At 63.7% G+C, this 25,129-nt stretch carries 25 protein-coding genes; 12 read left to right on the forward strand and 13 right to left on the reverse strand.

All coding sequences use genetic code 11. The annotated features are described in order from the left end of the window. Positions 1-77 precede the first annotated feature (77 nt). Both EG850_RS05130 and glgA read right to left on the reverse strand, forming a co-directional pair. A complete protein-coding gene (locus EG850_RS05130; RefSeq protein WP_124970957.1) occupies positions 78-863 on the reverse strand; it encodes an ABC transporter ATP-binding protein in 786 nt (261 codons plus the stop codon). Between the two features lie 17 nt (positions 864-880). Then, the gene (glgA, locus tag EG850_RS05135; RefSeq protein WP_124970960.1) at positions 881-2,068 is read right to left on the reverse strand and encodes a glycogen synthase; all 1,188 of its coding nucleotides are present in this window, start codon (positions 2,066-2,068) and stop codon (positions 881-883) included. Positions 2,069-2,129: 61 nt separating this feature from the next. Between glgA and glgC the strand changes: the two genes are divergently transcribed. Continuing rightward, positions 2,130-3,383 (forward strand): glucose-1-phosphate adenylyltransferase, encoded by a 1,254-nt coding sequence (gene glgC / locus EG850_RS05140; RefSeq protein ID WP_124970963.1) that lies wholly within the window; start codon positions 2,130-2,132, stop codon positions 3,381-3,383. Positions 3,384-3,385: 2 nt separating this feature from the next. Continuing rightward, a complete protein-coding gene (serB, locus tag EG850_RS05145) occupies positions 3,386-4,069 on the forward strand; it encodes a phosphoserine phosphatase SerB (protein WP_235829215.1) in 684 nt (227 codons plus the stop codon). A 73-nt stretch (positions 4,070-4,142) separates the two neighbouring features. Here serB and fabG read toward each other — a convergent pair whose 3' ends face one another. Then, positions 4,143-4,886 carry a 3-oxoacyl-ACP reductase FabG gene (gene fabG / locus EG850_RS05150; RefSeq protein ID WP_124970966.1) on the reverse strand — a complete coding sequence of 248 codons (744 nt, stop codon included), beginning with the start codon at positions 4,884-4,886 and terminating at the stop codon, positions 4,143-4,145. A 112-nt stretch (positions 4,887-4,998) separates the two neighbouring features. On the opposite strand from fabG, the gene EG850_RS05155 reads away from it, so the two are divergent. From EG850_RS05155 to EG850_RS05165, 3 genes are read left to right on the forward strand one after another with little or no spacing between them, the layout of a single operon-like run. After that, positions 4,999-5,343, forward strand: coding sequence for a DUF3099 domain-containing protein (locus EG850_RS05155; protein WP_124970969.1), 345 nt, complete (start codon positions 4,999-5,001; stop codon positions 5,341-5,343). Further along, a complete protein-coding gene (locus EG850_RS05160) occupies positions 5,340-5,612 on the forward strand; it encodes a hypothetical protein (protein WP_407920580.1) in 273 nt (90 codons plus the stop codon). The genes EG850_RS05155 and EG850_RS05160 overlap by 4 nt, the downstream gene beginning before the upstream one ends. Further along, positions 5,609-6,484, forward strand: a complete 876-nt coding sequence (locus EG850_RS05165; protein WP_124970972.1) for an SURF1 family cytochrome oxidase biogenesis protein — start codon at positions 5,609-5,611, stop codon at positions 6,482-6,484. The genes EG850_RS05160 and EG850_RS05165 overlap by 4 nt, the downstream gene beginning before the upstream one ends. 22 nt (positions 6,485-6,506) lie before the next feature. On the opposite strand, the gene EG850_RS05170 is transcribed toward EG850_RS05165, so the two are convergent. The 4 genes from EG850_RS05170 to EG850_RS05185 all read right to left on the reverse strand — a co-directional run bounded on the left by EG850_RS05170 (position 6,507) and on the right by EG850_RS05185 (position 13,891). After that, complete coding sequence (locus tag EG850_RS05170; protein ID WP_124970975.1) at positions 6,507-8,108, reverse strand: ABC-F family ATP-binding cassette domain-containing protein; 1,602 nt, start codon at positions 8,106-8,108, stop codon at positions 6,507-6,509. A 121-nt stretch (positions 8,109-8,229) separates the two neighbouring features. Further along, on the reverse strand, positions 8,230-9,651 hold the full coding sequence (locus tag EG850_RS05175; protein ID WP_124970978.1) for a purine-cytosine permease family protein: 1,422 nt from the start codon (positions 9,649-9,651) through the stop codon (positions 8,230-8,232). A gap of 224 nt (positions 9,652-9,875) precedes the next feature. Beyond that, positions 9,876-11,855 carry a hydantoinase B/oxoprolinase family protein gene (locus EG850_RS05180; protein ID WP_124970981.1) on the reverse strand — a complete coding sequence of 660 codons (1,980 nt, stop codon included), beginning with the start codon at positions 11,853-11,855 and terminating at the stop codon, positions 9,876-9,878. Beyond that, positions 11,852-13,891, reverse strand: a complete 2,040-nt coding sequence (locus EG850_RS05185; protein WP_124970984.1) for a hydantoinase/oxoprolinase family protein — start codon at positions 13,889-13,891, stop codon at positions 11,852-11,854. Before EG850_RS05185 ends, EG850_RS05180 begins: the two co-directional genes overlap by 4 nt. Positions 13,892-14,128: 237 nt before the next feature. Between EG850_RS05185 and EG850_RS05190 the strand changes: the two genes are divergently transcribed. The 6 genes from EG850_RS05190 to EG850_RS05215 all read left to right on the forward strand — a co-directional run bounded on the left by EG850_RS05190 (position 14,129) and on the right by EG850_RS05215 (position 18,458). Beyond that, positions 14,129-15,337, forward strand: a complete 1,209-nt coding sequence (locus tag EG850_RS05190; protein ID WP_185714949.1) for a PucR family transcriptional regulator — start codon at positions 14,129-14,131, stop codon at positions 15,335-15,337. 53 nt (positions 15,338-15,390) lie between these two features. Beyond that, a complete protein-coding gene (locus tag EG850_RS05195) occupies positions 15,391-16,041 on the forward strand; it encodes a biotin transporter BioY (protein WP_124970990.1) in 651 nt (216 codons plus the stop codon). After that, entirely contained in the window at positions 16,038-16,772 is a 735-nt protein-coding gene (locus EG850_RS05200; RefSeq protein ID WP_235829216.1) for an energy-coupling factor ABC transporter ATP-binding protein, read from the forward strand. The genes EG850_RS05195 and EG850_RS05200 overlap by 4 nt, the downstream gene beginning before the upstream one ends. Before the next feature lie 7 nt (positions 16,773-16,779). Beyond that, a complete protein-coding gene (locus EG850_RS05205) occupies positions 16,780-17,394 on the forward strand; it encodes an energy-coupling factor transporter transmembrane component T family protein (RefSeq protein WP_124970993.1) in 615 nt (204 codons plus the stop codon). Positions 17,395-17,492: 98 nt separating this feature from the next. Then, positions 17,493-18,122 carry a biotin transporter BioY gene (locus EG850_RS05210; protein WP_124970996.1) on the forward strand — a complete coding sequence of 210 codons (630 nt, stop codon included), beginning with the start codon at positions 17,493-17,495 and terminating at the stop codon, positions 18,120-18,122. A gap of 30 nt (positions 18,123-18,152) precedes the next feature. Beyond that, the gene (locus EG850_RS05215) at positions 18,153-18,458 is read left to right on the forward strand and encodes a cupin domain-containing protein (protein ID WP_124970999.1); all 306 of its coding nucleotides are present in this window, start codon (positions 18,153-18,155) and stop codon (positions 18,456-18,458) included. Between the two features lie 83 nt (positions 18,459-18,541). Here EG850_RS05215 and EG850_RS05220 read toward each other — a convergent pair whose 3' ends face one another. The 6 genes from EG850_RS05220 to sufB form a co-directional block, all read right to left on the reverse strand. After that, positions 18,542-19,654 carry an NADH:flavin oxidoreductase/NADH oxidase gene (locus tag EG850_RS05220; protein WP_124971002.1) on the reverse strand — a complete coding sequence of 371 codons (1,113 nt, stop codon included), beginning with the start codon at positions 19,652-19,654 and terminating at the stop codon, positions 18,542-18,544. Positions 19,655-19,751: 97 nt separating this feature from the next. Continuing rightward, complete coding sequence (locus EG850_RS05225) at positions 19,752-20,084, reverse strand: metal-sulfur cluster assembly factor (RefSeq protein ID WP_185714950.1); 333 nt, start codon at positions 20,082-20,084, stop codon at positions 19,752-19,754. Positions 20,085-20,095: 11 nt separating this feature from the next. Next, positions 20,096-20,857 carry a Fe-S cluster assembly ATPase SufC gene (gene sufC / locus EG850_RS05230; protein WP_124971005.1) on the reverse strand — a complete coding sequence of 254 codons (762 nt, stop codon included), beginning with the start codon at positions 20,855-20,857 and terminating at the stop codon, positions 20,096-20,098. 2 nt (positions 20,858-20,859) lie between these two features. Next, complete coding sequence (locus tag EG850_RS05235) at positions 20,860-21,192, reverse strand: non-heme iron oxygenase ferredoxin subunit (protein WP_124971008.1); 333 nt, start codon at positions 21,190-21,192, stop codon at positions 20,860-20,862. Beyond that, positions 21,192-22,412, reverse strand: a complete 1,221-nt coding sequence (gene sufD / locus EG850_RS05240; RefSeq protein ID WP_124971011.1) for a Fe-S cluster assembly protein SufD — start codon at positions 22,410-22,412, stop codon at positions 21,192-21,194. The genes EG850_RS05235 and sufD overlap by 1 nt, the downstream gene beginning before the upstream one ends. A 5-nt stretch (positions 22,413-22,417) precedes the next feature. Beyond that, positions 22,418-23,836: a Fe-S cluster assembly protein SufB gene (gene sufB / locus EG850_RS05245; protein ID WP_124971014.1), complete on the reverse strand. Its 1,419-nt coding sequence runs from the start codon at positions 23,834-23,836 to the stop codon at positions 22,418-22,420. Between the two features lie 305 nt (positions 23,837-24,141). On the opposite strand from sufB, the gene EG850_RS05250 reads away from it, so the two are divergent. Further along, complete coding sequence (locus EG850_RS05250; RefSeq protein ID WP_124971017.1) at positions 24,142-25,125, forward strand: COX15/CtaA family protein; 984 nt, start codon at positions 24,142-24,144, stop codon at positions 25,123-25,125. Positions 25,126-25,129 lie beyond the last annotated feature (4 nt).

Genomic DNA, 25,129 nt, shown 5'->3' on the forward strand with positions numbered 1-25,129 from the left:
AATGGCGTGTCGCTCACCAGGTTTGCCGCAGTGTTCCCCAGTCGCCGTGCCAAGATGCTGGCTGGCTTGCCGGCTGGCTAGCTCACTGCCCGCGCGGTGTAGCGACCATCCTGCTCATTCACCTGCAGTGGCAAGCCGAAGGTCTCGCTGAGGTTTGCCGCCGTGATGGTCTCGGCAAGTGGTCCCGCGGCCACGATGCGACCCTCACGCAAGAGCAGTGCGTGCGTGATGCCCACGGGAATCTCTTCCACGTGGTGGGTCACCATGATGATCGCCGGGGCGAAATCACTCGCGGCATACTCCGACAGGGATGCGAGCAAGCTCTCGCGAGCACCGAGGTCAAGCGAGGCGCTCGGCTCGTCGAGCAGGAGCAGCTCTGGATCGGTCATCACCGCGCGGGCGGTAAGCGTGCGCTTCTGCTCACCATCGGAGAGCGTGCCGAACAGTCGATCCGCGAAGCCGCTCAATTGCCACTCATCGAGCACCGCCTCGGCCTGCTCGCGGTCAATTTCGTCGTACGACTCGTTCCAGCGGCCGGTGACTCCGTAGCTTGCGGTCATCACCGCATCCGCTACGAGCTCTTCGCCCGGCAATTGTCGAGCCATGGCGGTTGATGCGATACCGATGCGCGGACGCAATTCGAACACATCCGTGCGACCCAACCGCTCCCCAAGCACCTCAACTGAGCCGCTCGAAGGATGCAGCTGGGCAGCTGCGAGATTGAGGATCGTCGACTTCCCGGCTCCGTTAGGACCCAGGATCACCCAGCGGTCGGTTTCTTCGACCGTCCAGTTGAGGCCATCGAGGATGGGGCGCCCGGAACGGACAACGCGAACGTCGGAGAACTTGACGACTTCAGACATGCGGCCAGGCTACCGGCTTAGCCCTCAATGAGTTCGCGATACAGCGCCTGTGTCTGCTCGGAAATGCGCTTCCAGGTGAACTCCTGCTCGACGCGCTCACGTCCCGCGCGGCCGTACTCGGCCGCCTTCTCGGGGTCGGCGAGCACTTCGTTCAATGTCGCAGCCAGGTCAGCAACAAACTTGTCCGGGTCAATCGGCGTGCCGGTGCCGTCCTGCACCTGTTCGATCGGCACGATGCGTCCGGTCGCGCCATCAAGCACGACCTCAGGGATGCCACCGGTGCCGCTGCCGACAACTGCGGTGCCGCAGGCCATTGCCTCGAGGTTGACGATGCCGAGCGGCTCGTAGATTGATGGGCACATGAACACCTGTGCTTGCGTGAGGAGCGCCATGATCTGGGGGCGCGGAAGGTGCTCGCTGATCCAGTGCACACCATCGCGCTCCTGCTGCAACTCGGTGACCAAGCCCCGCACCTCGGCTTCGATCTCCTTCGTGTCGGGTGCGCCAGCACAGAGCACGATCTGCACATCCTCGGGAAGCTCGCGGAGCGCACGCAGGAGGTACGGCAGGCCCTTCTGGCGGGTGATGCGGCCGACGAAGATCACCGAGCGACGGTCGGGGTCAATGCCAAGTGAGCGCACGAACTCCGGGTCGTTGACGGGTTGCCACTCGTCAATGTCGATGCCGTTATAGATCGTCACGACCTTGGCGGGGTCGAGCTGCGGGTACGAGCGCAGAATGTCGTTCCGCATCCCGTTCGATACCGCAATGATGCGGTCAGCGTTCGTGTAGGCGTCCCGCTCCATCCAGCTCGACAAACGGTAGCCGCCGCCAAGCTGCTCTGCCTTCCACGGTCGCAGCGGCTCGAGCGAGTGCGCCGAAATCACATGCGGGATGCCGTGCAGGTACTTGGCAACGTTGCCAGCCTGGTTCGCATACCAGGTGTGTGAATGCACGAGGTCGGCACCCTCAACATCGGCGGCGATGCGCAGGTCAGTGCCAAGGAAGCCGAGTGCCGCGTTCGCATCGGCGAGGTCAGCCGGCGTCTCATAGGCGTAGGTGTTTGCTTCATCACGCGGCTCACCGAAGCAGCGGACGACGACGTCAATGTCCTCGCGCATGGCCTTCACGAGCTCGGTGACGTGCACCCCCGCTCCCCCGTAGACAGCTGGCGGATACTCACGGGAAATGACGTCAACTCGCATGCCGCCAGCGTACGTGAGCAAGGTAGAGAAATAGTTCACAAATTGCCTTTAGAGTGGCGGCATGGCACTGGGGCAAAGCAAAAAGAAGATCTTCGGGATCGTATTGGCTGGTGGCGAGGGCAAGCGCCTGATGCCGCTCACGGCAGATCGGGCAAAGCCCGCAGTGCCGTTCGCGGGGCAATATCGCCTCATCGATTTCGCGCTCGCGAACCTCATCAACTCGGGTCTTGACCAAATCGTCGTGCTGACGCAGTACAAGTCGCACTCGCTCGACCGTCATATTTCGCAGACCTGGCGCCTGCCGGCCATGCTCGGTGCGTACGTATCGACGGTTCCAGCGCAGCAGCGTCGCGGTAAGCACTGGTTCTCGGGCTCGGCTGACGCGATCTTCCAGTCGCTCAACCTCATCCACGACGAGAAGCCCGACATCGTTGTCGTGGTCGGTGCCGACCACGTCTACCGCATGGACTTCTCACAAATGATCGAGCAACACATTGCGTCGGGCCTCGGCGCCACGGTTGCGGCAATTCGTCAGCCGATTGAAATGTCGAAGTCATTCGGTGTGATTGATGTTGACCCCGAAAACCCGACGCGAATTCGAGAATTCCTCGAAAAGCCGGAAACGATCGACGGACTGCCCGACAGCCCCAACGAAATCCTCGCGTCAATGGGTAACTACGTATTCGACGCCGACAAACTCGTCGACTACGTCACCCGCGACTCCGAGAACGAAACCTCGAAGAAAGACATGGGCGGCGACATCATCCCCGCCTTTGTCGAGGCAAACGACTGTGGTGTCTACGACTTCATCAACAACGATGTGCCGGGATCAACGCCGCGTGACCGCGACTACTGGCGCGACGTCGGTACCATCGACTCGTTCTACGAGGCCCACATGGACCTCATCGCGACGCTGCCGATCTTCAACCTCTACAACGAGAAGTGGCCGATCATGTCGCAGCAGCTCAACTCGCCGCCGGCGAAGTTCGTGCGCGACGGCCGCGGTTCGACCGGCACCATGATCGACTCGATCATCTCGCTGGGTTCGGTGATCTCAGGGGCCCACATTGAGCGTTCGGTGCTCGGCCCATGGACGCGGGTGATGAGTGGCGCACTCGTCGTTGACTCGGTCACCTTTGATCGCGTGCAGGTTGAGCAGGGTGCGGTCGTGCGTCGCGCCATCCTCGACAAGAACGTGCGCGTCTGCGAGGGCGCTTCGGTCGGTGTCGACCGAGCGGCCGATGAGGCGCGTGGCTTCACGGTCACCGAATCCGGTCTCACGGTGGTGCCGAAGAACGCAGTGGTTACCCGTTGAGCGTGCAGGGACTCCGCCTCGAACCGCCGGTTGGGCTCGGGGCGGTAACCCCGGGCGCGCGTTTCCTCGTGGTGCTCGACGTTGACTCGACCCTCATCGAAGATGAGGTCATCGAACTCGTCGCCGACTACGCCGGTGTGCGCGACGAGGTCGCCGAAGTCACAGAACGTGCCATGCGCGGTGAACTCGACTTTGAAGGTTCGTTGCGGGCGCGCGTGGAACTCCTTCGTGGCGTCACGCTCGAGCAGGTTGGCGAAGTGCGCAATCGCATCACCGTTACTCAGGGCGTGCCCGAGATGATCGCAGCCGTGCACGAGCGCGGCGGCCGGGTCGCCGCAGTCTCTGGCGGCTTCCACGAGGTGCTCGATCCGCTCGCTGAGCACCTTGGCCTCGACCTCTGGCGTGCGAACCGTTTTGCCGTTGACGAGCAGGGCGCACTCACCGGCGAGGTGGATGGGCCCATCATCGGCAAACAGGCCAAGCTCCTCACCCTGCGTTCCTGGGCCCACGCACTTGACGTGCCCATGGAACGCACCATGGCCGTCGGTGACGGTGCCAACGACCTGGGGATGATGTCGATCGCCGGCATCTCGGTGGCCTTTGACGCGAAGCCAGTCGTGCGCGCCGAGGCCTCAGTAGTCTTGCGCGACCGCGATATGCGTCAGCTCATCCCGATGTTGCCGTAACACACCCGTCAGCTGAGGTTCTCGAGGCGCATTGGTTGCGCACCGAGAACCTCAGCCGACACTCGCTTCCCGACTAGTGCCCCATGCCGAGGCCGCCGTCGACCGGAATCACCGCACCCGACACATAGGCGGCATCATCCGAGGCGAGCCAGCGCACGGTCTTCGCGATTTCATCCACGCGGCCAAAGCGACCCGCCGGAATCGTCTCGAGGTACTGCTTCTGCGTCGCCTCGGGCAGCACTGCCGTCATCTCAGTTTCGATGAAGCCCGGCGCCACCACATTGGCGGTGATACCGCGGCCGCCGAGCTCGCGCGTGAGTGAACGCGCCATACCCACGAGGCCCGCCTTCGATGACGAGTAGTTGATCTGTCCGGGCGAACCATAGAGGCCGACCACCGACGAAATGAGCACCACGCGACCGAAGCGAGCCTTGAGCATCCCCTTCGAAGCACGCTTGATTACCCGAAATGCACCCGTGAGGTTCGTGTCGATGACGTCGGTGAAGTCCTCTTCACTCATGCGCAGCAGTAGCGTGTCCTTCGTCACCCCCGCATTCGCGACCACAACCTCGACCGTGCCGAGTTCGGCCTCGATCTGCGAGAACGCCGCATCAATCGACGCGGCATCGGTGACATCGGCGGCCACCGTGAGCGCACCTTCAGGGCCTCCCTCCCCCGAACGCGACGTCACGGCGACGCGATAGCCAGCGGCAATGAGGTCCTCGGCAATCGCCCGGCCAATACCGCGGTTACCACCGGTAACGAGGGCCACGCGGCCCGATTCGGCCGTGCCATTCACGTTGGCTTGCTCGGTCATAGTGCTCCTCGCGCTCATCCGCTGAAACCGGTCTGAATGCCGGTCATATTCTGCCCATCCTACGCGGGGGCGGAGTAGGCTGGACTGGTCGGACGGAGCAAGTCGAACACCCATGAGCAAGCAGGTGACCAACATCACCTCAATGGCCGAATCGGCCGAAGAGGAGCGTCAGGCGCGCATGCGCCAATACCTGCTCACGATGGCGTTCCGCACGGCCTGTGTAGTGCTCATGGTGTTTGTGCGTGGTCCGCTGATTTGGTTCATTGCGGCAGGAGCAATTTTCCTGCCGTGGATCGCTGTGGTCCTCGTAAACCACATCAAAGAGCGCCGGCGCCGGGATGTGGAACGTCCCGACGTTGGCGCAATCGAGATTTATCGGCCGCCCGTCAGCGCTGACGATTGGGCGCGAGCCGCACACGAACACTCCACACAGGATTACAAGGAGCAAAACCAATGAGCTCGGGCGAATTCGATCTGCGGATGCGCTTGCGCGCCGGAGAGGGCGCCTTCGCACCCGCGGTGAGTTGCTCACGCGCGCAGTGCGATCACCCGGCGGTGCATCGCATCGAGTGGCGCAACCCGCGCATCCACGAAGCTGACCGAGTAAAAATCTGGCTGGCTTGCGAGGCCCACTTCGACTTCTTGCTCGGATTCTTGGCCTCGCGCGACTTCCCCGTGCGGGTGCACGCGGTCAGTGATCCAGTCAATGAGGAGCCGATTGTATGAGTTCGCGTCGCCAAGGCTGGCGGTTTCTGCTTTCGCGACGATGGGTGAGCTACTTCGTGCTCATGGTGATCTTCGCGATCGCCTGCGGTTTTCTTTCACACTGGCAGTTCGACCGCCGCGACGAGCGGGTGGATGAGAACCACAAGGTCGCAGTGAACTACGACGCCGAGCCGGTGCCGATCGCCGAAGCCCTCCCCACGCGTGATGCCTACAGCGACGCGCAGGAATGGCTCCCGGTGGAACTCACTGGCGAGTATCTCCTCGAAGAACAGGTGCTCGCCCGCGCGCGGCCGAAGGACGGCATGCCCGGTTTCGAGATCCTCACGCCTTTCCGCACGAACACCGGCGAGATCTTCATCGTCAACCGCGGCTGGATTCCGACCGGTGCCGCCCAGGACGATCCTGATCACATTCCGGCAGCGCCTGAGGGTGAGCTCACGGTGACGGTGAGACTCAAGCCAGGTGAGCCCGAGATTCCAGGGCGATCTGCGCCGGCGGGGCAGATCGCCACGATCAACCTGCCGACGCTCAACGAATGGCTTGGCGGCAATGTCTACACCGGTGCCTATGGCTTGTTGCGCTCCGAGTCGGTCGCAGCTGAGACCGGTGCGCTCACGCCGAAACCGCAACCCACCGAGGGCAACCATCTCAGCTACGCCGTGCAGTGGATCATCTTCGCGGTGATCGCCCTGGTCGGTCTCGTTTACGGCATCCGTGAGGAGTTCCGAGAGCGCAACGAATCCGATCCGCGCGTGATCGCGGCGCGGAAGCGCGAGCGCGAACGCAAGCAGCGCCGTGGTCCGAGCGATGCAGACGAAGAGGATGCGCTCATTGCGGAGCTCGAGCAGGAAGCTGGCGCGGGCGCGCGCTAGCGCCTAGGTACGCTCGGCCCGGCTAGTTCATCTCGATGAGATCGAAGTAGTCCGGTGTCCAAAGATCCTCAATCGCCTCCGGCATGATGAGCACCCGCTCGGGATTCAGCGCTTCGACCGCACCCTCATCGTGCGAGACGAGCACGACCGCGCCCTCGTAATGCGCCAACGCATCCAGAATCTGTTCGCGTGAGGCCGGGTCGAGGTTGTTCGTCGGCTCGTCGAGCAGCAGCACATTCGCGCTCGAAACCACGAGCATGGCGAGCGCGAGACGCGTCTTCTCGCCGCCAGAAAGCACGCCAGCGGGCTTATGCACATCGTCACCCGAGAACAGGAACGAGCCGAGCACCTTGCGCGCCTCGGTGTCGGTGAGATGTTGCGACACCGAAATCATGTTCTCGAGCACCGAGCGCGCCACATCTAGCGTCTCGTGCTCCTGCGCGTAGTACCCGATCTTGAGGCCGTGACCGGGCAGAATCTCGCCAGTGTCCGAATCATCCACGCCAGCGAGGATGCGCAAGAGCGTCGTCTTCCCGGCACCGTTGAGTCCGAGCACGACGACCCTCGAACCGCGGTCGATTGCGAGATCGACGCCGGTGAAAATCTCCAGCGAGCCATACGACTTCGACAGCCCGCGCGCCATGACCGGAGTCTTCCCCACCGGAGCCGGCGTCGGGAAGCGCAACTTCGCCACCCGATCTGCCGAGCGCACCTCTTCGAGCGAGCCGAGCATCTGTTCAGCACGACGCTGCATCTGGTGCGCGGCCGCCGCCTTCGTTGCCTTCGCCCCGAAGCGAGCCGCCTGCTGCTGCAGGGCGCTCGCCTTCTTCTCGATATTGGCGCGCTCCTTCTTCCGGCGTTCCTCATCGGCCTCGCGCTGGCGCAGATACTGCTTCCAGCCCATGTTGTAGACGTCGATCACCTGGCGGTTCGCGTCGAGGTAGAAGACGCGGTTCACCGTCTCGCCAACGAGTTCAACATCGTGCGAGATCACGATGAGCCCACCGCGGTAGCCCTTGAGAAACTCGCGCAACCAGACCACCGAGTCGAGGTCGAGGTGGTTAGTGGGCTCGTCGAGAATCATCGTGTCCGCATCCGAGAACAGGATGCGGGCCAGCTCGATTCGGCGCCGTTGACCACCCGAAAGCGTCTTGAGCGGCTGATCGAGGATGCGGTCGGGCAACGAAAGGTTCGACGCGATCGCCGCGGCCTCCGACTCGGCGGCATAGCCACCGAGCATGACGAATTCGTCGTCGAGTTGGGCGTAGCGTCGCATCATCCGATCGCGCTCTTCGTCGGTGTCGGCTTCAGCCATGAGCGTGGCCGCCTCGGCGAGCCGGTCGCGCACTGAGCCGAGGCCGCGCGCATCCAGGATGCGGTTTCGCGCCGTCTGCTCGGGGTCACCGGTGCGCGGGTCCTGCGGCAGGTAGCCGATTTCCCCAGAGCGATCGATGGAGCCGCCCGAAGCCTGCGTCCACCCGGCCAGCACCTTCGTCAGGGTCGTCTTACCAGCACCATTACGGCCAACGAGCCCGATTTTGTCGCCGTCAGCAACGCGAAAGTTCACTTCGCTCATCAGCGTGCGCGCGCCGACGGTGATCTCGAGGTCGTGAACGGCGAGCACTGGATGATTCCTCTCAACGGGGCGCTACCAGCGGGATGTCGGCAACCTGCCCATCCTACGCGTGGACGCACCGAAGCGGTGACCGGAACATCTCCGGCCACCGCTTCGGCGAGGTTGATTACTAGTTCGTCACGACCTTCGCTTCTTTGCCGGCGAGATCGGCTGCCGCATCCTCAGCCGAGATCGTGCGCACGAGCGCCGTGTCGGTCTTCATCGTGCGTCGCAGCAGTGCGTAGAGGCCGGAGGCGAGCACCGCCGTGACCACCGGTCCCCAGGTCGCCCCGATGCCACCGAGGAACTGAATCATCACGATGCCGACGATGGTCGGCACGAACCAGGCAATCATGCCGGCGGTATTAAAACGGCGGTAGTGCGTGTCGCCAATGGCCGCGTGCTCCTGGCCACCGCCGCGGTTCATGAGGATGTGGGTGACCGCAATCGCGACCCAGGCCGTCACGAGCACGCCCTGCCAGGCGAGCGCGAGCAGGATGTACTGCACGATCGGCAGCAGCATGAGCAAGAAGATGATCACCGACGAGAGGATCACCCAAACCACGTTCGGGAGGGATACGCGGAACACCTTCTCGCCGAAGATGCGGAGGTTCGCGGCGCCGAGGTAGTAGTTCGCCGTATTGATGCGGGTCTGCGAGGCGAACACGACGAGCAGGCCGAAGAAGCCCATGAGTTGCACGAGGCCACCGGCAATGCCGGTTTCTGAGGCTTCCATTCCGGGAATGATGAACGTGAGGAACACGCCGAAGAAGCCGTTGAGGCCGAAGGCGAGCACGTAGAACAGCGGGCCGAAGGTGACGTTCTGGTGGAACTTCGTGTCCTTGCGCTTGCCGAGGGCGGCGAAGTCCATGGTGAACATCATCATGATCCAGATGCCCATGTAGCCGGCGTAGGTCGCGAGCCAGCCCGGGCCGCCGAGGGCAAACGGCACCTCAGTGCCGGCGTGGGTGAGCCAGGCGTCGCTGTAGCCGTACTGCACGACCGCCCAGATGCAGGCGGCGACGAAGCCACCCCAGTAGAGCGGCATGAGCAGGCCGTTGATCTTGTCGAGGAAGCGACGGGCGCCACCCATGATCAGCGGTGTCGAGTAGAGCACGACGATGAGGTACCACATCCACGTCTCGCCACCGAACGCGGTCTGGAAGGCGTAGGCGACAATCGAGCCCTCGAATACGGCGTAGTAAATCGCGATGAGCGCGAAGATGAGCGCCGCGATCGACGCTCCCGAGTTGCCGAGGATAGTGCGTGAGAAGAGCGCCACGGTCGTGCGGTTATTGATCGCATACTTCGACAGCAGCATGTTGATCAGGCCGTAAGTGATGATCGTGAGGCCGATGCCGATCGCCGCGTTCAGGGTGCCGTAGGCGAGGGCCATGGCGGCGCCGATGTAGACGAAGAACATCGCGCTGATGATGCCCGAGAAGGCGAGCCACAGTGGGCCGCGGCGCATCTGGTCGTCGTCGTTGCCCTCGCGAGCGAGGGTGTCGGTGGCTTCAACCGTGTCGTTGTTGCCGGTGAGGTCAAAGGTCATGATGGACTCTCCATTGAGTCGGACTCGTGGTGTCACTGACGCCAGCTCGCGTCGAGGATGCACGCAGTCGAGTGGCATGCGTGGTGTCGAGGGCGCGGCCGGCGGCTGCGGGCTCGACGAATATCCCGGTGGTTGCACGTTGCACGTTGAACGTTGCACAGTGCAATTGCGGGCGGTGTTGCGGGGGTGCGCCAGGCACACCCCCGCAACCTCGGGTTACGGCACTAGCTCCAGTGCTGCGCCGAACGAGACTCGAGCGTCTCGCGGAACTGGCGGGGCGACTCGGGGAACAACTCCCCCGTGCCCCAGTCGAGCACGACGCCGTACTGACGGATGACATCGTGCACGCTGAGTTCGCCAGCGCGGAAGCGCTCGGCGACCTTTTCCGGGTCGGTCTCGAGCCAGCCGCGGCGTGCTGCCGCGATCTCGGCGCGCTTGGCCGCCGTGGCTTCCTCATCGAGCGTGTACTCGTCGAGTTCGATATCGCCGACCGTGATCACGACGCCGTAGTCGAGCTCGGCGCGCCCCAGCGAGACGTAGCCGTCGATGACATCTTCGACCACGAGTTCGGGATCGCGGTCAAGCGGGTCACCGAAGCCACCGCCACCGGCTGAGGGTCGGCTGAACTCATCGCCCGGCTGCAACGGCACCGACGAGAACACCGAACCGAGGAAGCGCTCGTCGCTCGTGCCGCGGTTGAGCCACACACCGTGCGGAATCGACGGCAGACCACCCTCGATGCCCCAGGTAATTGAGCGCGCACGGTCGCAGCAGTAGCTCACGACGGTCGACTGTGCATCCGTGAGCACGCCGCCCTTCCAGATGCCGAGGCCGCCTCGGAACTTACCCGGACCACCCGAGTCAATCGCGATCGCGTGCTCGGTGGTGATCACCGGCGAGAGACGCTCCTGACCTTCGAGCGGCTGCACTGCAAGGCCCGCACCGAACACCGGCGCCGTTGCGTTCGAGCCATCCTTGCTCGAACGGCCGCCCCAGCCGCCAGCCATCCAGTCGTACCACATGAAGTACGGTTTCGATTCCGACCGTGCATCGCGGCCACCAACGAGCAAGTACTCAAGGTTGAAGGCACAGGCCATGGCGCGCTCCGGCATGATCTGCGACCACAATTCGAACACCGCGTTCATGATCTTTTCGTGCGGACCCGAGCAGAAGCCGGTTACGGCGTTCGGCCAACCAGCGTTGACGACCGTGCCTTCCGGGCCGATGTCGGCGGTCACTGCGCGGTAGAAGCCCGAGTTGAGCGGCACATCCGGGAAGAACGTCTTCGTCCCTGAGTAGAGCGAGGAGTGCGTCGTGCCGTACCCCGAGTTGAGGAAGCTTGCGACCGCCGGAGCCGATCCATTGAGGTCGTAGTGGATGCCGTCGTCATCGAGCGTGAGCTTGATACGAATCGGAATCATCTGCTCAGGCGTCGAAGGGTCGTTGTCGAGGTAGTCGACGGTCTCCCACGTGCCCTTCGGCAACTCCTGGATGCGGGCGAGCACGGTGCGCTGCACGTAGTCCTGGGTCTCTTGCATCGCATCGACGACGGTCTGCTTTCCATAGCGGTCAACGAGACGCAGGATCTCGCGCTCGCACACGGCCGTCGCTTCCGACTGCGCGTGCAGATCACCCATAGCGACCTCGGGAGCACGCGTATTCGACACGATGAGCTGGGCAACATCGTCGAGGAACTTGCCCTGGCTCCACACGCGCACCGGTGGGATGCGCACACCCTCACCGAAGTGGTCGGTCGCGTTGACGTAGAACGAGCCCGGTACCACGCCGCCGATGTCAGCCCAGTGGCCCTTGTTTTGCGAGAAGGCGATGATGTCGCCCTCCGAGAAAATGGGGCGCACGAACGAGACATCGTTGAAGTGCGTGCCACCGCGGTAGGGGTCGTTGATCATGAACACATCGCCCGGGTGAATATCGTCACCGAACTGTTCGATGACGGCTTTCGCCTGGAAGTGCAGCGTGCCCACGTGCACCGCGATATCGGCCGAGCCCTGCATCACGGTGTTGCCTTCACCGTCGCAGAGTGCTGACGAGAAGTCGCGCGAGTAGATGACGAATGAGTAGCAGGTGCGCAGGATCTGCTCGCTCATGAGGTCGACCGAGGTGGCGAAGGCGTTCTTGAGCACCTCGAAGGTCACCGGGTCGAGCTTGCGTTGCGCCGCGGGCGCAGGAGTGGTGGTGGTCACTTGGCGTCTCCCTCGAGGTGGATACGAATGTTGAGCCACTCGTCGATCTCGGCGCGGCACTGCGGCGGGACAACGACGGTGGAGTCGAGCTGGTTGATGATGGCGGGTCCGGCGAATTCGGTGCCGGCGGGCATCGTGGTGCGGTCATAGACCGGGGTGTCGTGCCAGGCACCGTCGAAGTAGACGGGGCGCACTTCGGTCGGGGCGCCGGGGAGACCCGGGATGATCGTTTCCGGCTGGAAGTTCGGCTTCGGCGTGCGGCCGATGGCCTTGAGCTGCAGCTGGTAGATCTCCACTGGCGTCTCGTCATTGCGGAATGCAAACTCACGCTCGTGCTGAGAGTGGAATGCCTCGACGGCGTAGCCGAGTGCATCCTCACCGTGGCCCATCGGCACCACAAGCGAACGCCACTGACCGGCGTAGCGCATCGACACGAGTCGCTGCAGCACGGCCTGATCTTCGCCCACGCCCTCGTGACGAAGACGGCTCGCTGCTTCGTTCTCGAGACGCAGGAACGCGGCCTCGATCTCACGACCGTCGATGTCTGAGGCAAGCCCGGTGTGCATCTGCGAGAGGTCGTGCTGAATGTCAACGAGGAGGCACCCCATCGCCGAGGTGACGCCGGGGTTCGGTGGCACGACCACCGTCGGGATGTTCAGCTCACGGGCGACGTCGACGCCGTGCAGTGCGCCAGCACCGCCGAAGGCGAGGAGCGCAAAGTCGCGCGGGTCATAGCCGCGGCGAATCGAGATGAGGCGCACCGCATCCGCCATATTGGCGTTGGCGACCCGCACGATCGACTCGGCGGCCTCTTCGAGCCCGAGGCCGAGCGGCTCGGCGATGACGCGGCGAATCGCCGTTTCCGAGAGTTCGCGCTTGAGGTGCTTCGCGCCACCGGCAAGCGATGTACCGAGGCGGCCGAGCACGACATTGGCGTCAGTGTTCGTGGGCTGGTCGCCGCCGGTGTCGTAGCACGCGGGGCCCGGGTCGGCACCGGCCGACTGCGGGCCATTGCGCAACGATCCGGCGATGTCGATGTGCGCGAGCGAGCCGCCACCGGCACCGATCGTGAGCACCTCAATCGAGGGGAAGATGATCGGGTGGCCGTACTCGACCGACCACTCCTGCGTCACGCGCAGTTCGCCATCGGCGACGAGTGCGATATCGGTTGAGGTGCCGCCCATGTCGAGGCTCACGGCGTTCGCATAGCCACACTGTGCGGCAATGTGCTGCGCCGAGATGGCGCCGGCGGCAATGCCGGATGCGGCCAGACGCACCGGGTACTTCTCCACCATGCGCGGGGTCATTGAGCCGCCACCCGAGTGGAGCAGCAGCAGGTCGCCCTGATAGCCGCCCTCCTTGAGTTCGTGGGCGAGGCGGTTCACGTAGCCCGAGACAAGCGGGGCGAGCACGGCGTTCGCGACTGCGGTGTTGAAGCGGCCGTACTCAAACATCTCCGGCAGAATCTCGGCCGAGGTGGTGACGGTGGCTTCCGGAATCTCCTCTTCGAGGATCTCGCGCATCCGCAGCTCGTGGCGCGAGTCGGCAAACGAGTTCATGAAGCAGACCGCAATGGTGGTGGTGCCGCGCTTGCGCAGCAGTGCTGCGACCTTGCGGGCCTCGTCCTCATCGAGGTTTGTGATCACGCGACCCGAATAGTCGATGCGCTCGGTGACCTCGAAGCGGTCACGGCGACGGATGTACGGGCCCGGGACGTCGTTGTACGCATCCCAAAGGTCGTCCTTGGTGCCATCGCGAATCTCAATCACATCGCGGAAGCCCTTGGTGGTGACCAACGCAGCCTTGGGGAAGTTGCGGGTGATCAGCGCGTTCGTCGCGACTGTGGTGCCGTGCGAGAAGAGCGATACATCAGCGAGGTTGATCTCGCCGCGCTTGACGCCGTTCATCACGGCAATCATGGGGTCGTGCGGGGTGGATGGGACCTTGGTCACCCGCATGGTCTTGGCCTGGTCATCGAAAATGCACACGTCGGTAAACGTGCCTCCGACATCGACAGCAACTCGAAGCTGTGTCATGCCTACCTCCTGGTTGATGTTCTTCGTTGAACTGGCCACAACGATGCGCGATCCGGGCAGATTCGGATACTGGAGCCAAGCAGAATTCGCCGGGCGGCGTCTTGGAGAAATTCCAATCACCGCATCAGGATGCGGCAAAACGGGGCACATTGGCGGGTGCACTCTCAGTTGCGGCGAGGATACTCAGTGTTCAGCGGGTGTTTTCGCCCGGTGCGCTCGAGCCGAATCGGAGGTGCCATGTCAGAGCTTGACGGTCTGCAATTGCTGCGCCGCGTGGTGCGATCACTCCCCCTCGGCGACCAGCTTGACTATGTGTTGCGTGAGCTTGCGACCGCCACGAACTGCAGTGTGTTGCTCTACGACAGTGGCGGCGAACTCCTCGGAGCCACGGGTGAAGCGCCCATCGCGATGATCTGGGAGGTTGCGCTCGAATCTGAGGGTGACGCCAATGCGCGCATCGGTCGCTGGGAGATTCGGGTGCGCCGAGCGACCTCGGGTACCGGGCCATTTACGCTCGTCTTCGCACGCAAATCGGATGCACCGCTTCGGCTCGATGGCGACGTCGTCGATGCCGCGGAGATCGCCGTGGCGGCGTTACTCGGCATGGCACGTGGGGCTGATATTCGCCGCATCCGCGAGAACGCTGAGCTTCTTGAAACCCTGGAGCTGGGCGTGAGCGCTGCCCGCGAGCACCGGTTCTGGCCACGCCTGGTGGAGTTTGGTTTCGTGGCGCACGCCCCCTTCGTGGTCGTCGTCTGGGAGCATCCCGACGAGGCCCTGCGTGGTGCGGAGTTCATTGGTGATCTCATGGATGCGGCGCCCGTCGACATGCCGCTCCTCGTCGCCACCCGGCTCATTCGGGCCGCAAGTGACGAGATCGTGCACGCGATCGTGCCCGACTCGCCTACGGCGTTCGCCTGGCTCGATTCCTTGGCCGCGCAGGGGCTCTTCCTTGGCGCGTCGCGCCCCGTGTCGCGACTTGACGGCGTGCCCAACGCCTTGCGCGAGGCCGAACTCGCGCAGCGCGTCGCCGCTGAGCGGCAGGAGGCCTACCAGCTTCGCTTCGGTGACGAACACTCGAGTGGCGAGCTGGTGGATTTCGGGGCCATGTCGATCATTGACTGGGTCACCTGCCAGGCCGCGCCCGGCGAATTGCGCACCCGTCGACGGGGCGTGCTTGAGCCGCTTCAGGGCAATGCTGAACTCTGCGAGACGCTCGTGACCTATTTTGCGAGCGGTGGCAGCGTGCAGCGCACGGCCGAATTGCTCTACTTGCACGCGAACACCATTCGCTATCGACTCGCGCGTTGCGGCGAACTGCTCGGTGGCGAGGTCGACGATCCTATGATCGTCTCAGAACTCGTGCTCGTCCTTCGGGCAGAGATTCTTGCCACACGCGCCCGACTCGAAGCGGCGACGGCTCGGCCGGCGGTGACGCCCGGCTAAGTCAGCGCCCGCCGCGGATCTCGTCGCGACTCCCCGGACGAAAGGTCACCCGCGTGTCGACACAGCTCTGGCGCTTAGACGCCACCCGGTTTGAAGCCGCCGACCTCGCTCGCATCGCCGTCTTCGCGGCGCTCATTGCTGTGCTCGGTCTGCCCGGTGCCATCAACGTGGGTGTGGTGCCGATCACACTGCAGACCCTTGGCGTCATGCTTGCGGGAGCCGTGCTTGGACCGCTCCGCGGCGCTGCCGCGGTCGCAACTTTCATTGCGCTCGTCGCGGTGGGATTGCCGCTCCTTTCCGGTGGACGCGGCGGACTGGGCGTCTTTGCTGGACCAACGGCCGGATACCTCACCGGCTGGTTGCTCGGGGTGATCGTCATCGGACTCATCGTGCGGGCTGGTGCTCGGCGGGCTGGTGCAGGGCGGGCCGGTGCATCCGGTCCGAGCTGGTGGCGAGTGGCTCTCGGCGCGATCGTCGGTGGCATCCTCGCGATCTATGCCGTCGGCATCCCAGTGCAATCGCTCATCACCGGCATGCCGCTCGGCGAAACCGTGGTCACGAGTTTGATCTTCCTGCCGGGTGACCTCATCAAGGTGGTACTTACCGTCATCGTCTCGATGGCGCTCTGGCGCGCGTATCCGGCGGCATTCCGCTGGCCGGTACCGGCGAAGAATGCGCAGACCGAGCACCGGGATGCGGTGTGAGCGAGCGTCCTGCTGACACTGAGGACTCAAACTCACACGTGTCGCGGTCGATTGAACTCGATCGCGTGGGAGTCACGCTCAATGGCAACGAGGTTCTGCGGGAGGTGACGTGCTCGCTCAGCGCCAAACGCATCGCCGTCATCGGGCCAAACGGCTCAGGTAAGTCGACGTTCGCCCGATTGCTCAATGGTCTCGTGACCGCGTCCGAAGGCAAGATTCGGGTGTTCGGACACGACCCAGACCGTGACGGCAAACGACTGCGCCGCGAGGTCGGTTTCGTGTTCAGCAACCCTGCCGTGCAGCTCATCATGCCCACCGTGCGTGAGGACCTCGCGATGTCACTTCGTGGCCGGGGGCTAGCGCGCGCCGACATCTATGCGCGGGTGGCGGAGGTAATCGCGGCCTCGCCCCTTGCCGGGCGCGGCGACGATCCAGTGCACTCGCTCTCCGGCGGGCAACAGCAATTGCTGGCGCTGCTGGGAGTTGAACTCATCGAGCCGCGGCTGATCATCGCCGACGAACCAACGGCGCTCCTTGATCTCGTAAACTCGCGGGCAATTGCGGCGCGGCTTCTTGCGGTGGATGCGCCCCAGCTCGTGCTCGTCACACATGATCTCGATTTGGCGCGGCGCTGTGACCTTGCGCTGCGATTCGATGCTGGCCGTTTGGTTGAGCAGGGCCACCCCGACCAGGTCGTTGACTCATACCTCGCGAGTGTGAGCGCCGAATGAGCCCGCAATGATTTCGCTCTATGTCCCAGGCAACTCGTTCGTGCATCGGGCTCCAGCCTGGCTCAAGCTCTTGGTGCTGGTTGCCATCGGTGTTGCGGCGTCATTTGCCAGCCCCGGGCGGTCATCGATCACTCTCGTTTGGCTTCTCGGTGGCGGAGCACTCCTCGCGATCGCCTGCTTCGTGGTAGCGGGATTGGGCTTCCGTACCTTCCTTGAGCAGATCTGGCGCTTGCGCTGGCTCGTCGCACTTACCCTCATCCCCCAGCTCATTTTTCTCGGACCCGAGGATGCGGCCATCAACACCGCGCGGGTCATGCTCGTCGTCCTCTTCGCGGCCATCGTGACACTCACGACACCGATGTCGGAACTGCTCGACACGCTGCAGGTAGTCGCCACGCCGCTCCGATTCGTCGGGCTGCCGCCGGCGCAGGTGGCGCTTCTCCTCGCCCTCACCATCACGTCGATCCCGGTGATCGCTGGTTTCGCCGCCGAATTGCGTGAGGCGCAGCGCGCTCGGGGCGCCGCGGTCGGTGCGCACCGGCTGGTTGTGCCGCTTCTCGTGCGCGCACTGCAACACGCGGATGCACTCGGTGCCGCTCTGCGCGCCCGCGGGCTTGATTAGCCGGTGCCACATGACGGTCTCGGTCGTGCGGTCCACGGCCTCGCGCGGCCGGTGCTACGCTCTTGAACACTGTTCAAGGCGCTGTCGAAGGAGCTCCCGTGTCAACTGTGTCCGTCCCCCGCACCCTCGGTGCGCGCACCGTGCTTGCCGACCAGCTCATCGGTCGCCGCACCCTGCTCACCAACCTCGCGCTCATCGGTGCTGGTGCCGCACTCGTGGCGCTTCTCGCCCAGGTTGAGATTCCGATGTGGCCCGTGCCGATCACCGGTCAAACACTCGGCGTCATGCTCGTCGGCGCGACGCTCGGCGCCTGGCGCGGTGCGGCCGCACTGACGACCTATCTCGTCGCAGGCCTGGCCGGCCTCCCGGTCTTTGCCGGGTTCACCGGCGGCATCGCCAGCGTCGGAAAGCCCTCCTTTGGCTTCATCATCGGCTTCATCTTCGCGGCCTTCGTCGTCGGTTGGCTCGCCGAGCGCAACTGGGACCGCCGTCCGCTCACTTCGCTCCTTGCCTTCCTGGGTGCGAGCATCATCCCCTTCCTCTTCGGTGTGCCCTACATGTGGTTGATGCTCGAGCAGCTCGGCACGTCGATGAACTTCGGCCTCGCGATGGAATACGGCGTCACCCCCTTCATCCTCGGTGGCATCGTGAAGTGGCTCCTCGCCGCCGCGGCCCTGCCGCTTGCGTGGAAGGGCGTCAAGGCGCTCGAGCGTCGTAACGAGCAGTAGTTCTGGCTCAAGGCGCAGTAGCATCGGCGCATGAGCGAGAACAGCGAGCATCCGGGCAGCAACGCCGAGATCGTCTACGAGAACGAACAGTTCCGCACGACGAAGTGGACTATTTCCCCCAGCGGCCACATCCCCATGCACCGTCACGACTACGAGTACGTCGTCGTGCCACTCAGCGACAACGTCATGCATGTCATCACGGGTGACGGGGATCTCATTGAAGCCGTGATGGTTCCTGGCACCGCCTACGGCCGTCCGAAGGGATCGGAACACCGCTGCGAGAACCGCGGTGACACCGACATCGTCTTCGTCGAAGTTGAGTCGCTCACCAGCTAGCTCGCACACACAGCAACAAACGCAATGCGGCTCCGACGAAAAGGTTCGTCGGAGCCGCATTGCGTATGCCTAGATGCGCATCGCTATCGACGCTTGGCGGCGGGGAACGCACGCCAAAGCTGTTCGGGCCGGTAACTCGAGACATCGGCGCGCAAATCGTTCGCCCAATTCAGTGCGAGATACGGGTTCCGCAACCACGCTCGACCCACCGTGATCACATCAGCCTGGCCAAGCGTGAGCACCGTCTGCGCGGTCGCGGCATCATTGATTTGTCCGACCGTCGACACCGGTACGCCCGCTTCGCGAACGATTCCCGCAAGCGGCGCCTGGTAGGCCGGGCCAACGGGAATCGGCGCCGAGCCAGTGTTCCCACCGCTCGACACATCGATGAGATCGACCCCGGCCTCGCCAAGCCACGCGGCAAGCTGCTTGGCTTCAGAGAGATCAAAGCCATCCTCGAGCCACTCGCTCGCCGAGATGCGCACAATGAGCGGCAACTCAGGATGCGCCGCACGAATCGACCGCACAATCTCGAGCAGGAATCGGGCGCGATTCTCGAGTGCGCCGCCGTACTCATCCTCGCGCTCGTTCGAGAATGGCGAGAGAAACTCGTGGATGAGGTAGCCGTGGGCGCCGTGAAGTTCCACCGCGTCGAGGCCCGCCGCGACAGCGCGATCCGCGGCAGCCGCGAACGCCGCAACGAGCTCGGCAATCTCGTCGCTCGTGAGGGCCCGCGGGGTGGCAAGCCCGTCAAAGGCGATCGCCGACGGTGCCACCGTCTGCCAGCCACCCTCGGCCTCCGGCACCGTGGCCCCGGTGAACTCGGGTAGCCACGGTTCGGTCGAGGCCTTGCGGCCGGCGTGGGCGAGTTGAATCGCGAGCTTGCCACCGGATGCGTGCACCAGCTCGGCAATGCGCGCGAGCTGCTGCTCCTGTGCGTCGTTCCAAAGCCCCGGGCAGCGCGGTGAAATGCGACCCTCAGGCACGACGCCAGTGGCTTCCATGACGACGAGCCCTGCCCCACCCCGCGCCATCGCGGGCAGATGCACGAGGTGCCAATCGGTCGGGACGCCATCTTCTGCATCCACGGCGTACATGCACATCGGCGACACCCAAAGGCGGTTGCGGAACTCAATGCCGCGCAGGGTGATCGGATCAAATAGGCGAACGGGAGCGGACTCTTGCTGAGTAAGCATCGTGATTCCTGATAAGTGGGCGGGGCGATTTTGGACTAGACCAACGTAGGGCGCGAACCGAAATCTCGATCCACGCCCTACGAGGTACAACCAGTGACTAGATGTTGAAGCCGAGCGCCCGCATCATTTCGCGGCCGTCATCGGTGATCTTCTCGGGACCCCACGGCGGCATCCACACCCAGTTGATCTTGAACCGCTCGACGACGCCATCAAGCGCCTGCGCGGTCTCGTCCTCAATCACATCGGTGAGCGGGCAACCGGCTGAGGTGAGCGTCATCGAAATGATGAGCGCATCCAGCTCGTCTTCCCAGTTGAGGTCGTAGATGAGTCCGAGGTCGACAATATTGACACCAAGTTCGGGGTCAATGACGTCCTTGAGCGCCTCTTCAATTTCGTCGTAACGCTTGGCTTCGAGCGAGACCATTGCCATGTTGGGCTCCCTTACGCCTCGGCCGGCACGAGGTAGCGGTCGTAACCCTGGTCCTCGAGCTGCTCGGCGAGTTCGGGGCCACCCTGGTCAACGATCTTGCCGTTCGCGAACACGTGCACGAAGTCGGGCTTGATGTAGCGCAGGATGCGGGTGTAGTGGGTGATGACCACGACGCCGAGGTCGAGTTCATCCTTGGCGCTGTTCACACCCTCTGAGACAATGCGCAGCGCGTCAACGTCGAGGCCCGAGTCGGTCTCGTCGAGGATCGCCATCTTCGGCTTGAGGAGCTTCAGCTGCAGGATCTCGGCGCGCTTCTTTTCGCCACCCGAGAAGCCCTCGTTGACGTTGCGCTCGAGGAACTCGTTGCCCATGCGGAGGTCTTCCATCGAGCCGCGGACTTCCTTGAGCCACGGACGCAGGGCCGGAGCCTCGCCAGCGATGGCCGTCTTCGCGGTGCGGAGGAAGTTCGACAGGGTGACGCCGGGGATCGCGACCGGGTACTGCATCGCGAGGAACAAGCCCGCCTTGGCGCGCTCATCCACCGACATCTCGAGGACGTCTTCGCCGTCGAGGGTGATCGAACCGTCGGTCACCTCGTAGCTCGGGTGGCCGGCGATGGTGGCGGCGAGGGTCGACTTGCCCGAGCCGTTCGGACCCATGATGGCGTGGATTTCACCCGAGTTGATGGTGAGGTTCACGCCCGAGAGGATCTCCTTCGGGCCCTGGTCGGTCTCGACCGAGACGCAAAGGTTCTGAATGACGAGCTGGGACATTACTAGTTGTTCTCCTTGTAGATCGGAGTCGGGTCAATGAAGATGTCGTCGCCTTCGAGCTTGATTTCGAAGACGGGAACCGGCTCAAATGCCGGGAGGTTCTGCGGCCAACCATTGCGGAGCGAGAACTTCGAGCCGTGGGCCCAGCACTCGAGGGTGTCGTCCTCGACAAAGCCTTCGGCCAGCGAAATGTCGCCGTGCGTACAGCGGTCGCCGAGGGCGAAGAGTTCTCCGGCCGAGTCGCGGACGACCGCGATCACCTGGCCACCAACTTCGACCTTGACGGGCGAGTCGACCTGAACCTCGTCGGCTGCGCAGACACGTTCAAATGCCATTAGGCACGCTCCTCCTGGGCCTCTTCCGCCTCGCGCGCAGCGATGGCCGCGATCGCCTCGTCGGCGATTGCGAGCTCGCGCTCGAGGGTAGCTTCGACGCGCTCGATGAGCTCTGCGTCGCCGAGGCGCTGCACGATCTCATTGAGGAAGCCGTGCACCACGAGGCGACGGGCAGCCAGCTCGTCGATGCCGCGAGCCATGAGGTAGAACAGCTGCTCCTCGTCGAAGCGGCCGGTGGCCGACGCGTGGCCAGCACCTTCGATGTCACCGCACTCGATTTCGAGGTTCGGCACCGAGTCGGCGCGTGCGCCGTCGGAGAGCACGAGGTTTCGGTTTTGCTCGTAGCTGTCAGTGCCAACGGCACCCTGGCGGATGAGCACATCGCCAATCCACACGGTGCGGGCACCGGCGCCCTGTAGGGCACCCTTGTAGTTGACGTCAGTGTGCGTGCGCTCACCGGCGTGGTCGACGAACACCTGGTGCTCGAAGAACTGGCCAGCGTCTGCGTAGTAGAGGCCGCGGGCCTCGCCATCTGCACCGTTGCCGTTGAGGTGGAGGGTCGGGTTCACCCGCACGACCTCGCCACCGAAGGTGATGAGGCTGTGGTCGAGCTTGCCGTCGCGCCCAACGATTGCCTGGTGGTTACCGGCGTGGATGGTGTCGTCTTCCCACTCGTGGAAGGCGATGACCTTGAGGTCGGCCTCGTCGTCAACAATGATCTCGACGTTCTCGGCGTAGGTTGCCGAGCCGGAGTACTCGAGGATGATCGTGGCGCGCGAGTGCGACTCGGCGTGCAGGACGAGGTGGCCGAGGTCGCGCTGGTCGGCCGAGCTGCCCTGGATCTTCACGCGCACCGGCTCGTCGCGCTCGACTTCACGCGGCACCTTGACGTAGAGCGCCTCGGTGACGTGCTTCGAGGCAATGGCTGCCGGCAGGTCTTCCGGCACGAAGCCGGTGCCGCGGGGAGCAACGCCCGCACCGAGCGTCGAAACCAGGATGCCCTCGGGCGCGTCGACGTCGTAGCTCACGCTGCCGTCGCCCGGCTCATTGCGGAAAAGTTCCTTGAGCTTCGCAATCGGCGAGTAGCGCCAGCCCGGGGTTGCCGCAGTCGGCACCTCGAAGTCGGTCGGCTCGAACGAAGCGAGGCGCTCCGAACGAGTCTGCACGGGAACGAACTTCGTGGCGTTATTCGGCACGATCGTAGGAGTGGTCGTGGTCATGTGGGTTAGCCCACCGATCCTTCCATCGAGAGGTCAATGAGCTTGTTGAGCTCGAGTGCATATTCCATCGGCAGCTCGCGGGCGATTGGCTCGATGAAGCCACGCACGATGAGTGACATGGCCTCGGTCTCTTCGAGGCCGCGGCTCATGAGATAGAACAGCTGCTCGGCCGACACCTTGGTGACCGTGGCCTCGTGACCGAGCTGCACGTCATCCACGCGAATATCAATCGCCGGATAGGTGTCCGAACGCGAAATCGTGTCGACAAGGAGCGCATCACAGATCACTGAGTTCGAGGAGTGGTAGGCGCCCTCAGCCACGCGCACTTCACCTCGGTAGCCCGAGCGACCGCCACCACGGGCAATCGACTTCGACACCACCGATGACTGCGTGTGCGGTGCGAGGTGAATCATCTTGGCGCCAGCATCCTGGTGCTGACCCGGACCGGCAAATGCAACCGAGAGGGTCTCACCCTTCGCGTACTTTCCGGTGAGGTAGATCGCCGGGTACTTCATCGTCACCTTCGAGCCGATGTTGCCATCGACCCATTCCATGGTGGCGCCTTCTTCGGCGACGGCACGCTTGGTGACGAGGTTGTAGACGTTGTTTGACCAGTTCTGAATGGTCGTGTAGCGAACGCGGGCGTTCTTCTTCACGATGATCTCGACGACGGCCGAGTGCAGCGAGTCCGACTTGTAGATCGGGGCCGTGCAACCCTCGATGTAGTGCACGTAGCTGCCCTCGTCGGCGATGATCAGCGTGCGCTCGAACTGGCCCATGTTCTCGGTGTTGATACGGAAGTAGGCCTGGAGCGGAATCTCCACGTGGACGCCCTTGGGTACGTACACGAACGAGCCACCTGACCACACCGCCGTGTTCAGCGAAGCGAACTTGTTGTCGCCGGCCGGGATGACCGTGCCGAAGTACTCTTCGAAGAATTCCGGGTGCTCACGGAGCGCCGTGTCGGTGTCCATGAAGATGACACCCTGCTTCTCGAGCTCTTCGTTGATCTGGTGGTAGACCACTTCCGACTCGTACTGCGCGGCGACACCGGCAACGAGGCGCTGACGCTCAGCCTCGGGGATGCCGAGCTTCTCGTAGGTGTTGCGGATTTCGTCCGGCAGGTCTTCCCACGACTGTGCCTGCTTCTCGGAAGCGCGCACAAAGTACTTGATGTTGTCGAAGTCGATGCCGCTGAGGTCGGCACCCCAGGTCGGCATGGGCTTGCGGTCAAACATCTGCAGGCCCTTGAGGCGACGCTCGAGCATCCACTCGGGTTCGTTCTTGATGCCGGAGATGTCGCGAACGACGGCTTCGCTCAGGCCACGTTTGGCTGCGGCACCGGCTGCATCGGAATCGGCCCAGCCAAACTCGTAGTTACCGAGATCATTGAGTTCGGGGCGATCGATTAGCACGTCAGACATCGCATCCTCTTTCTTCTTCTTCTCGTTGTGTTCGTGGTGACAGTGTTTGTCTCAACACAGGTCCGTCAAGGCCAGGTCGGCAGGCATCGAACATAGAATGTAACGACGGCGGGGCGCGGAATCATCCCGCGTTACGCGCGGAGCCGCAGGCAGGGCTCCTCCTCGACGGACAGCAACGATGAGTCTAAGCCACTCACCACCACGAGCGCAGTGCAGTCTGGCCTTGCTTGGCCAGCGTGTAATCGGATGCAAGGAGTCGAGGCCGGAGCCCCGGCACCGAAGAATCCTAAGAAAGCAGAACCAGAGTGAATACGAGCGCATTGCTCCCCACCACAGTGACCGCGTACACCCGCGTGATCGTGTGGCTCAACCTCATCGTGAACATCGGCATCGTTGGTACCGGTGGGCTCGTGCGCCTCACCGGCTCGGGGCTGGGCTGCCCGACGTGGCCGATGTGCACCCCCGAATCGCTCGTGCCGACGCAGGAAATGGGTATTCACGGACTCATCGAATTCGGTAACCGCACCCTCACTGGTGTGCTCGTTGTGGTGGCACTCCTTGCCTTCCTTGCGGTGTTGCGCACCCCCAAATCACTCGGACTCGTGCGCCCAGCGTTCGCTATTGGCGTCCTCATCATCGTGCAGGCAATCATTGGCGGCATCACCGTGCTCGTTGAACTCGATCCGCGCATCGTTGGCGTGCACTTCCTGTTCTCGGCGGCGATTGTGGCGTTGGCGGGCCTGTTGCTTCAGCGCGTGCGCCTCGCCGAGCCGCTCCCCCGCGCGGATGCGACGAAGGCGGCTCCGGGGCTGTGGGCCAGTGCCATTGTGGTCGCGGCGCTCACTTGGTTCACCGAAATCTTTGGCGTGCTCACTACCGGTGCGGGTCCCCACGCCGGTGACTCGGCGGCCGCGCGCAACGGCCTCGATCCGGCGATCATGCAACACGTGCACGCCTGGCCGGGGTATGCGCTCGTGGCGGCACTGCTCATATTGCTCTTCGTGGCGGCCCGTAACGGTGCCAAGCAAACCCTACGCTCGACGATTTGGCTTGGCGTCATCGTGCTCATTCAGATCGGCTTCGGGGTGTACCAGGCCCGCACCGGGCTCCCAATCTGGTCGGTCGTGATTCACATGCTGCTCGCCGTGGTTGCCGTGGCGCAGCTTTCGATCATGCTCGTCACCGCGCGCCGCGAGATTGCTGCCCAGGAACCCTCGGATTACCGTGGCGAGGAGTCACTGGCTGAGGGGTCACTGGCTGAGGAGTCGCACGAGGCGCAGCGCTCCTAATCGG

Origin of the sequence: Gulosibacter macacae, from assembly GCF_003865375.1 — a bacterium.
GTDB classification, from domain to species: domain Bacteria; phylum Actinomycetota; class Actinomycetes; order Actinomycetales; family Microbacteriaceae; genus Gulosibacter; species Gulosibacter macacae.

Excerpts from the sequence above, each read along its gene's own strand:
- sufB (WP_124971014.1), bottom strand. The coding sequence starts at position 23,836 with ATGTCTGACGTGCTAATCGATCGCCCCGAACTCAATGATCTCGGTAAC.
- EG850_RS05155 (WP_124970969.1), top strand. The coding sequence starts at position 4,999 with ATGAGCAAGCAGGTGACCAACATCACCTCAATGGCCGAATCGGCCGAA.
- EG850_RS05220 (WP_124971002.1), bottom strand. The coding sequence starts at position 19,654 with ATGCTTACTCAGCAAGAGTCCGCTCCCGTTCGCCTATTTGATCCGATC.
- EG850_RS05130 (WP_124970957.1), bottom strand. The coding sequence starts at position 863 with ATGTCTGAAGTCGTCAAGTTCTCCGACGTTCGCGTTGTCCGTTCCGGG.
- EG850_RS05225 (WP_185714950.1), bottom strand. The coding sequence starts at position 20,084 with ATGGCAATGGTCTCGCTCGAAGCCAAGCGTTACGACGAAATTGAAGAG.
- sufC (WP_124971005.1), bottom strand. The coding sequence starts at position 20,857 with ATGTCCCAGCTCGTCATTCAGAACCTTTGCGTCTCGGTCGAGACCGAC.
- EG850_RS05235 (WP_124971008.1), bottom strand. The coding sequence starts at position 21,192 with ATGGCATTTGAACGTGTCTGCGCAGCCGACGAGGTTCAGGTCGACTCG.
- EG850_RS05205 (WP_124970993.1), top strand. The coding sequence starts at position 16,780 with ATGATTTCGCTCTATGTCCCAGGCAACTCGTTCGTGCATCGGGCTCCA.
- EG850_RS05175 (WP_124970978.1), bottom strand. The coding sequence starts at position 9,651 with ATGACCTTTGACCTCACCGGCAACAACGACACGGTTGAAGCCACCGAC.
- sufD (WP_124971011.1), bottom strand. The coding sequence starts at position 22,412 with ATGACCACGACCACTCCTACGATCGTGCCGAATAACGCCACGAAGTTC.
- EG850_RS05190 (WP_185714949.1), top strand. The coding sequence starts at position 14,129 with ATGTCAGAGCTTGACGGTCTGCAATTGCTGCGCCGCGTGGTGCGATCA.
- fabG (WP_124970966.1), bottom strand. The coding sequence starts at position 4,886 with ATGACCGAGCAAGCCAACGTGAATGGCACGGCCGAATCGGGCCGCGTG.
- EG850_RS05165 (WP_124970972.1), top strand. The coding sequence starts at position 5,609 with ATGAGTTCGCGTCGCCAAGGCTGGCGGTTTCTGCTTTCGCGACGATGG.
- glgA (WP_124970960.1), bottom strand. The coding sequence starts at position 2,068 with ATGCGAGTTGACGTCATTTCCCGTGAGTATCCGCCAGCTGTCTACGGG.
- EG850_RS05185 (WP_124970984.1), bottom strand. The coding sequence starts at position 13,891 with ATGACACAGCTTCGAGTTGCTGTCGATGTCGGAGGCACGTTTACCGAC.
- EG850_RS05215 (WP_124970999.1), top strand. The coding sequence starts at position 18,153 with ATGAGCGAGAACAGCGAGCATCCGGGCAGCAACGCCGAGATCGTCTAC.
- EG850_RS05160 (WP_407920580.1), top strand. The coding sequence starts at position 5,340 with ATGAGCTCGGGCGAATTCGATCTGCGGATGCGCTTGCGCGCCGGAGAG.
- glgC (WP_124970963.1), top strand. The coding sequence starts at position 2,130 with ATGGCACTGGGGCAAAGCAAAAAGAAGATCTTCGGGATCGTATTGGCT.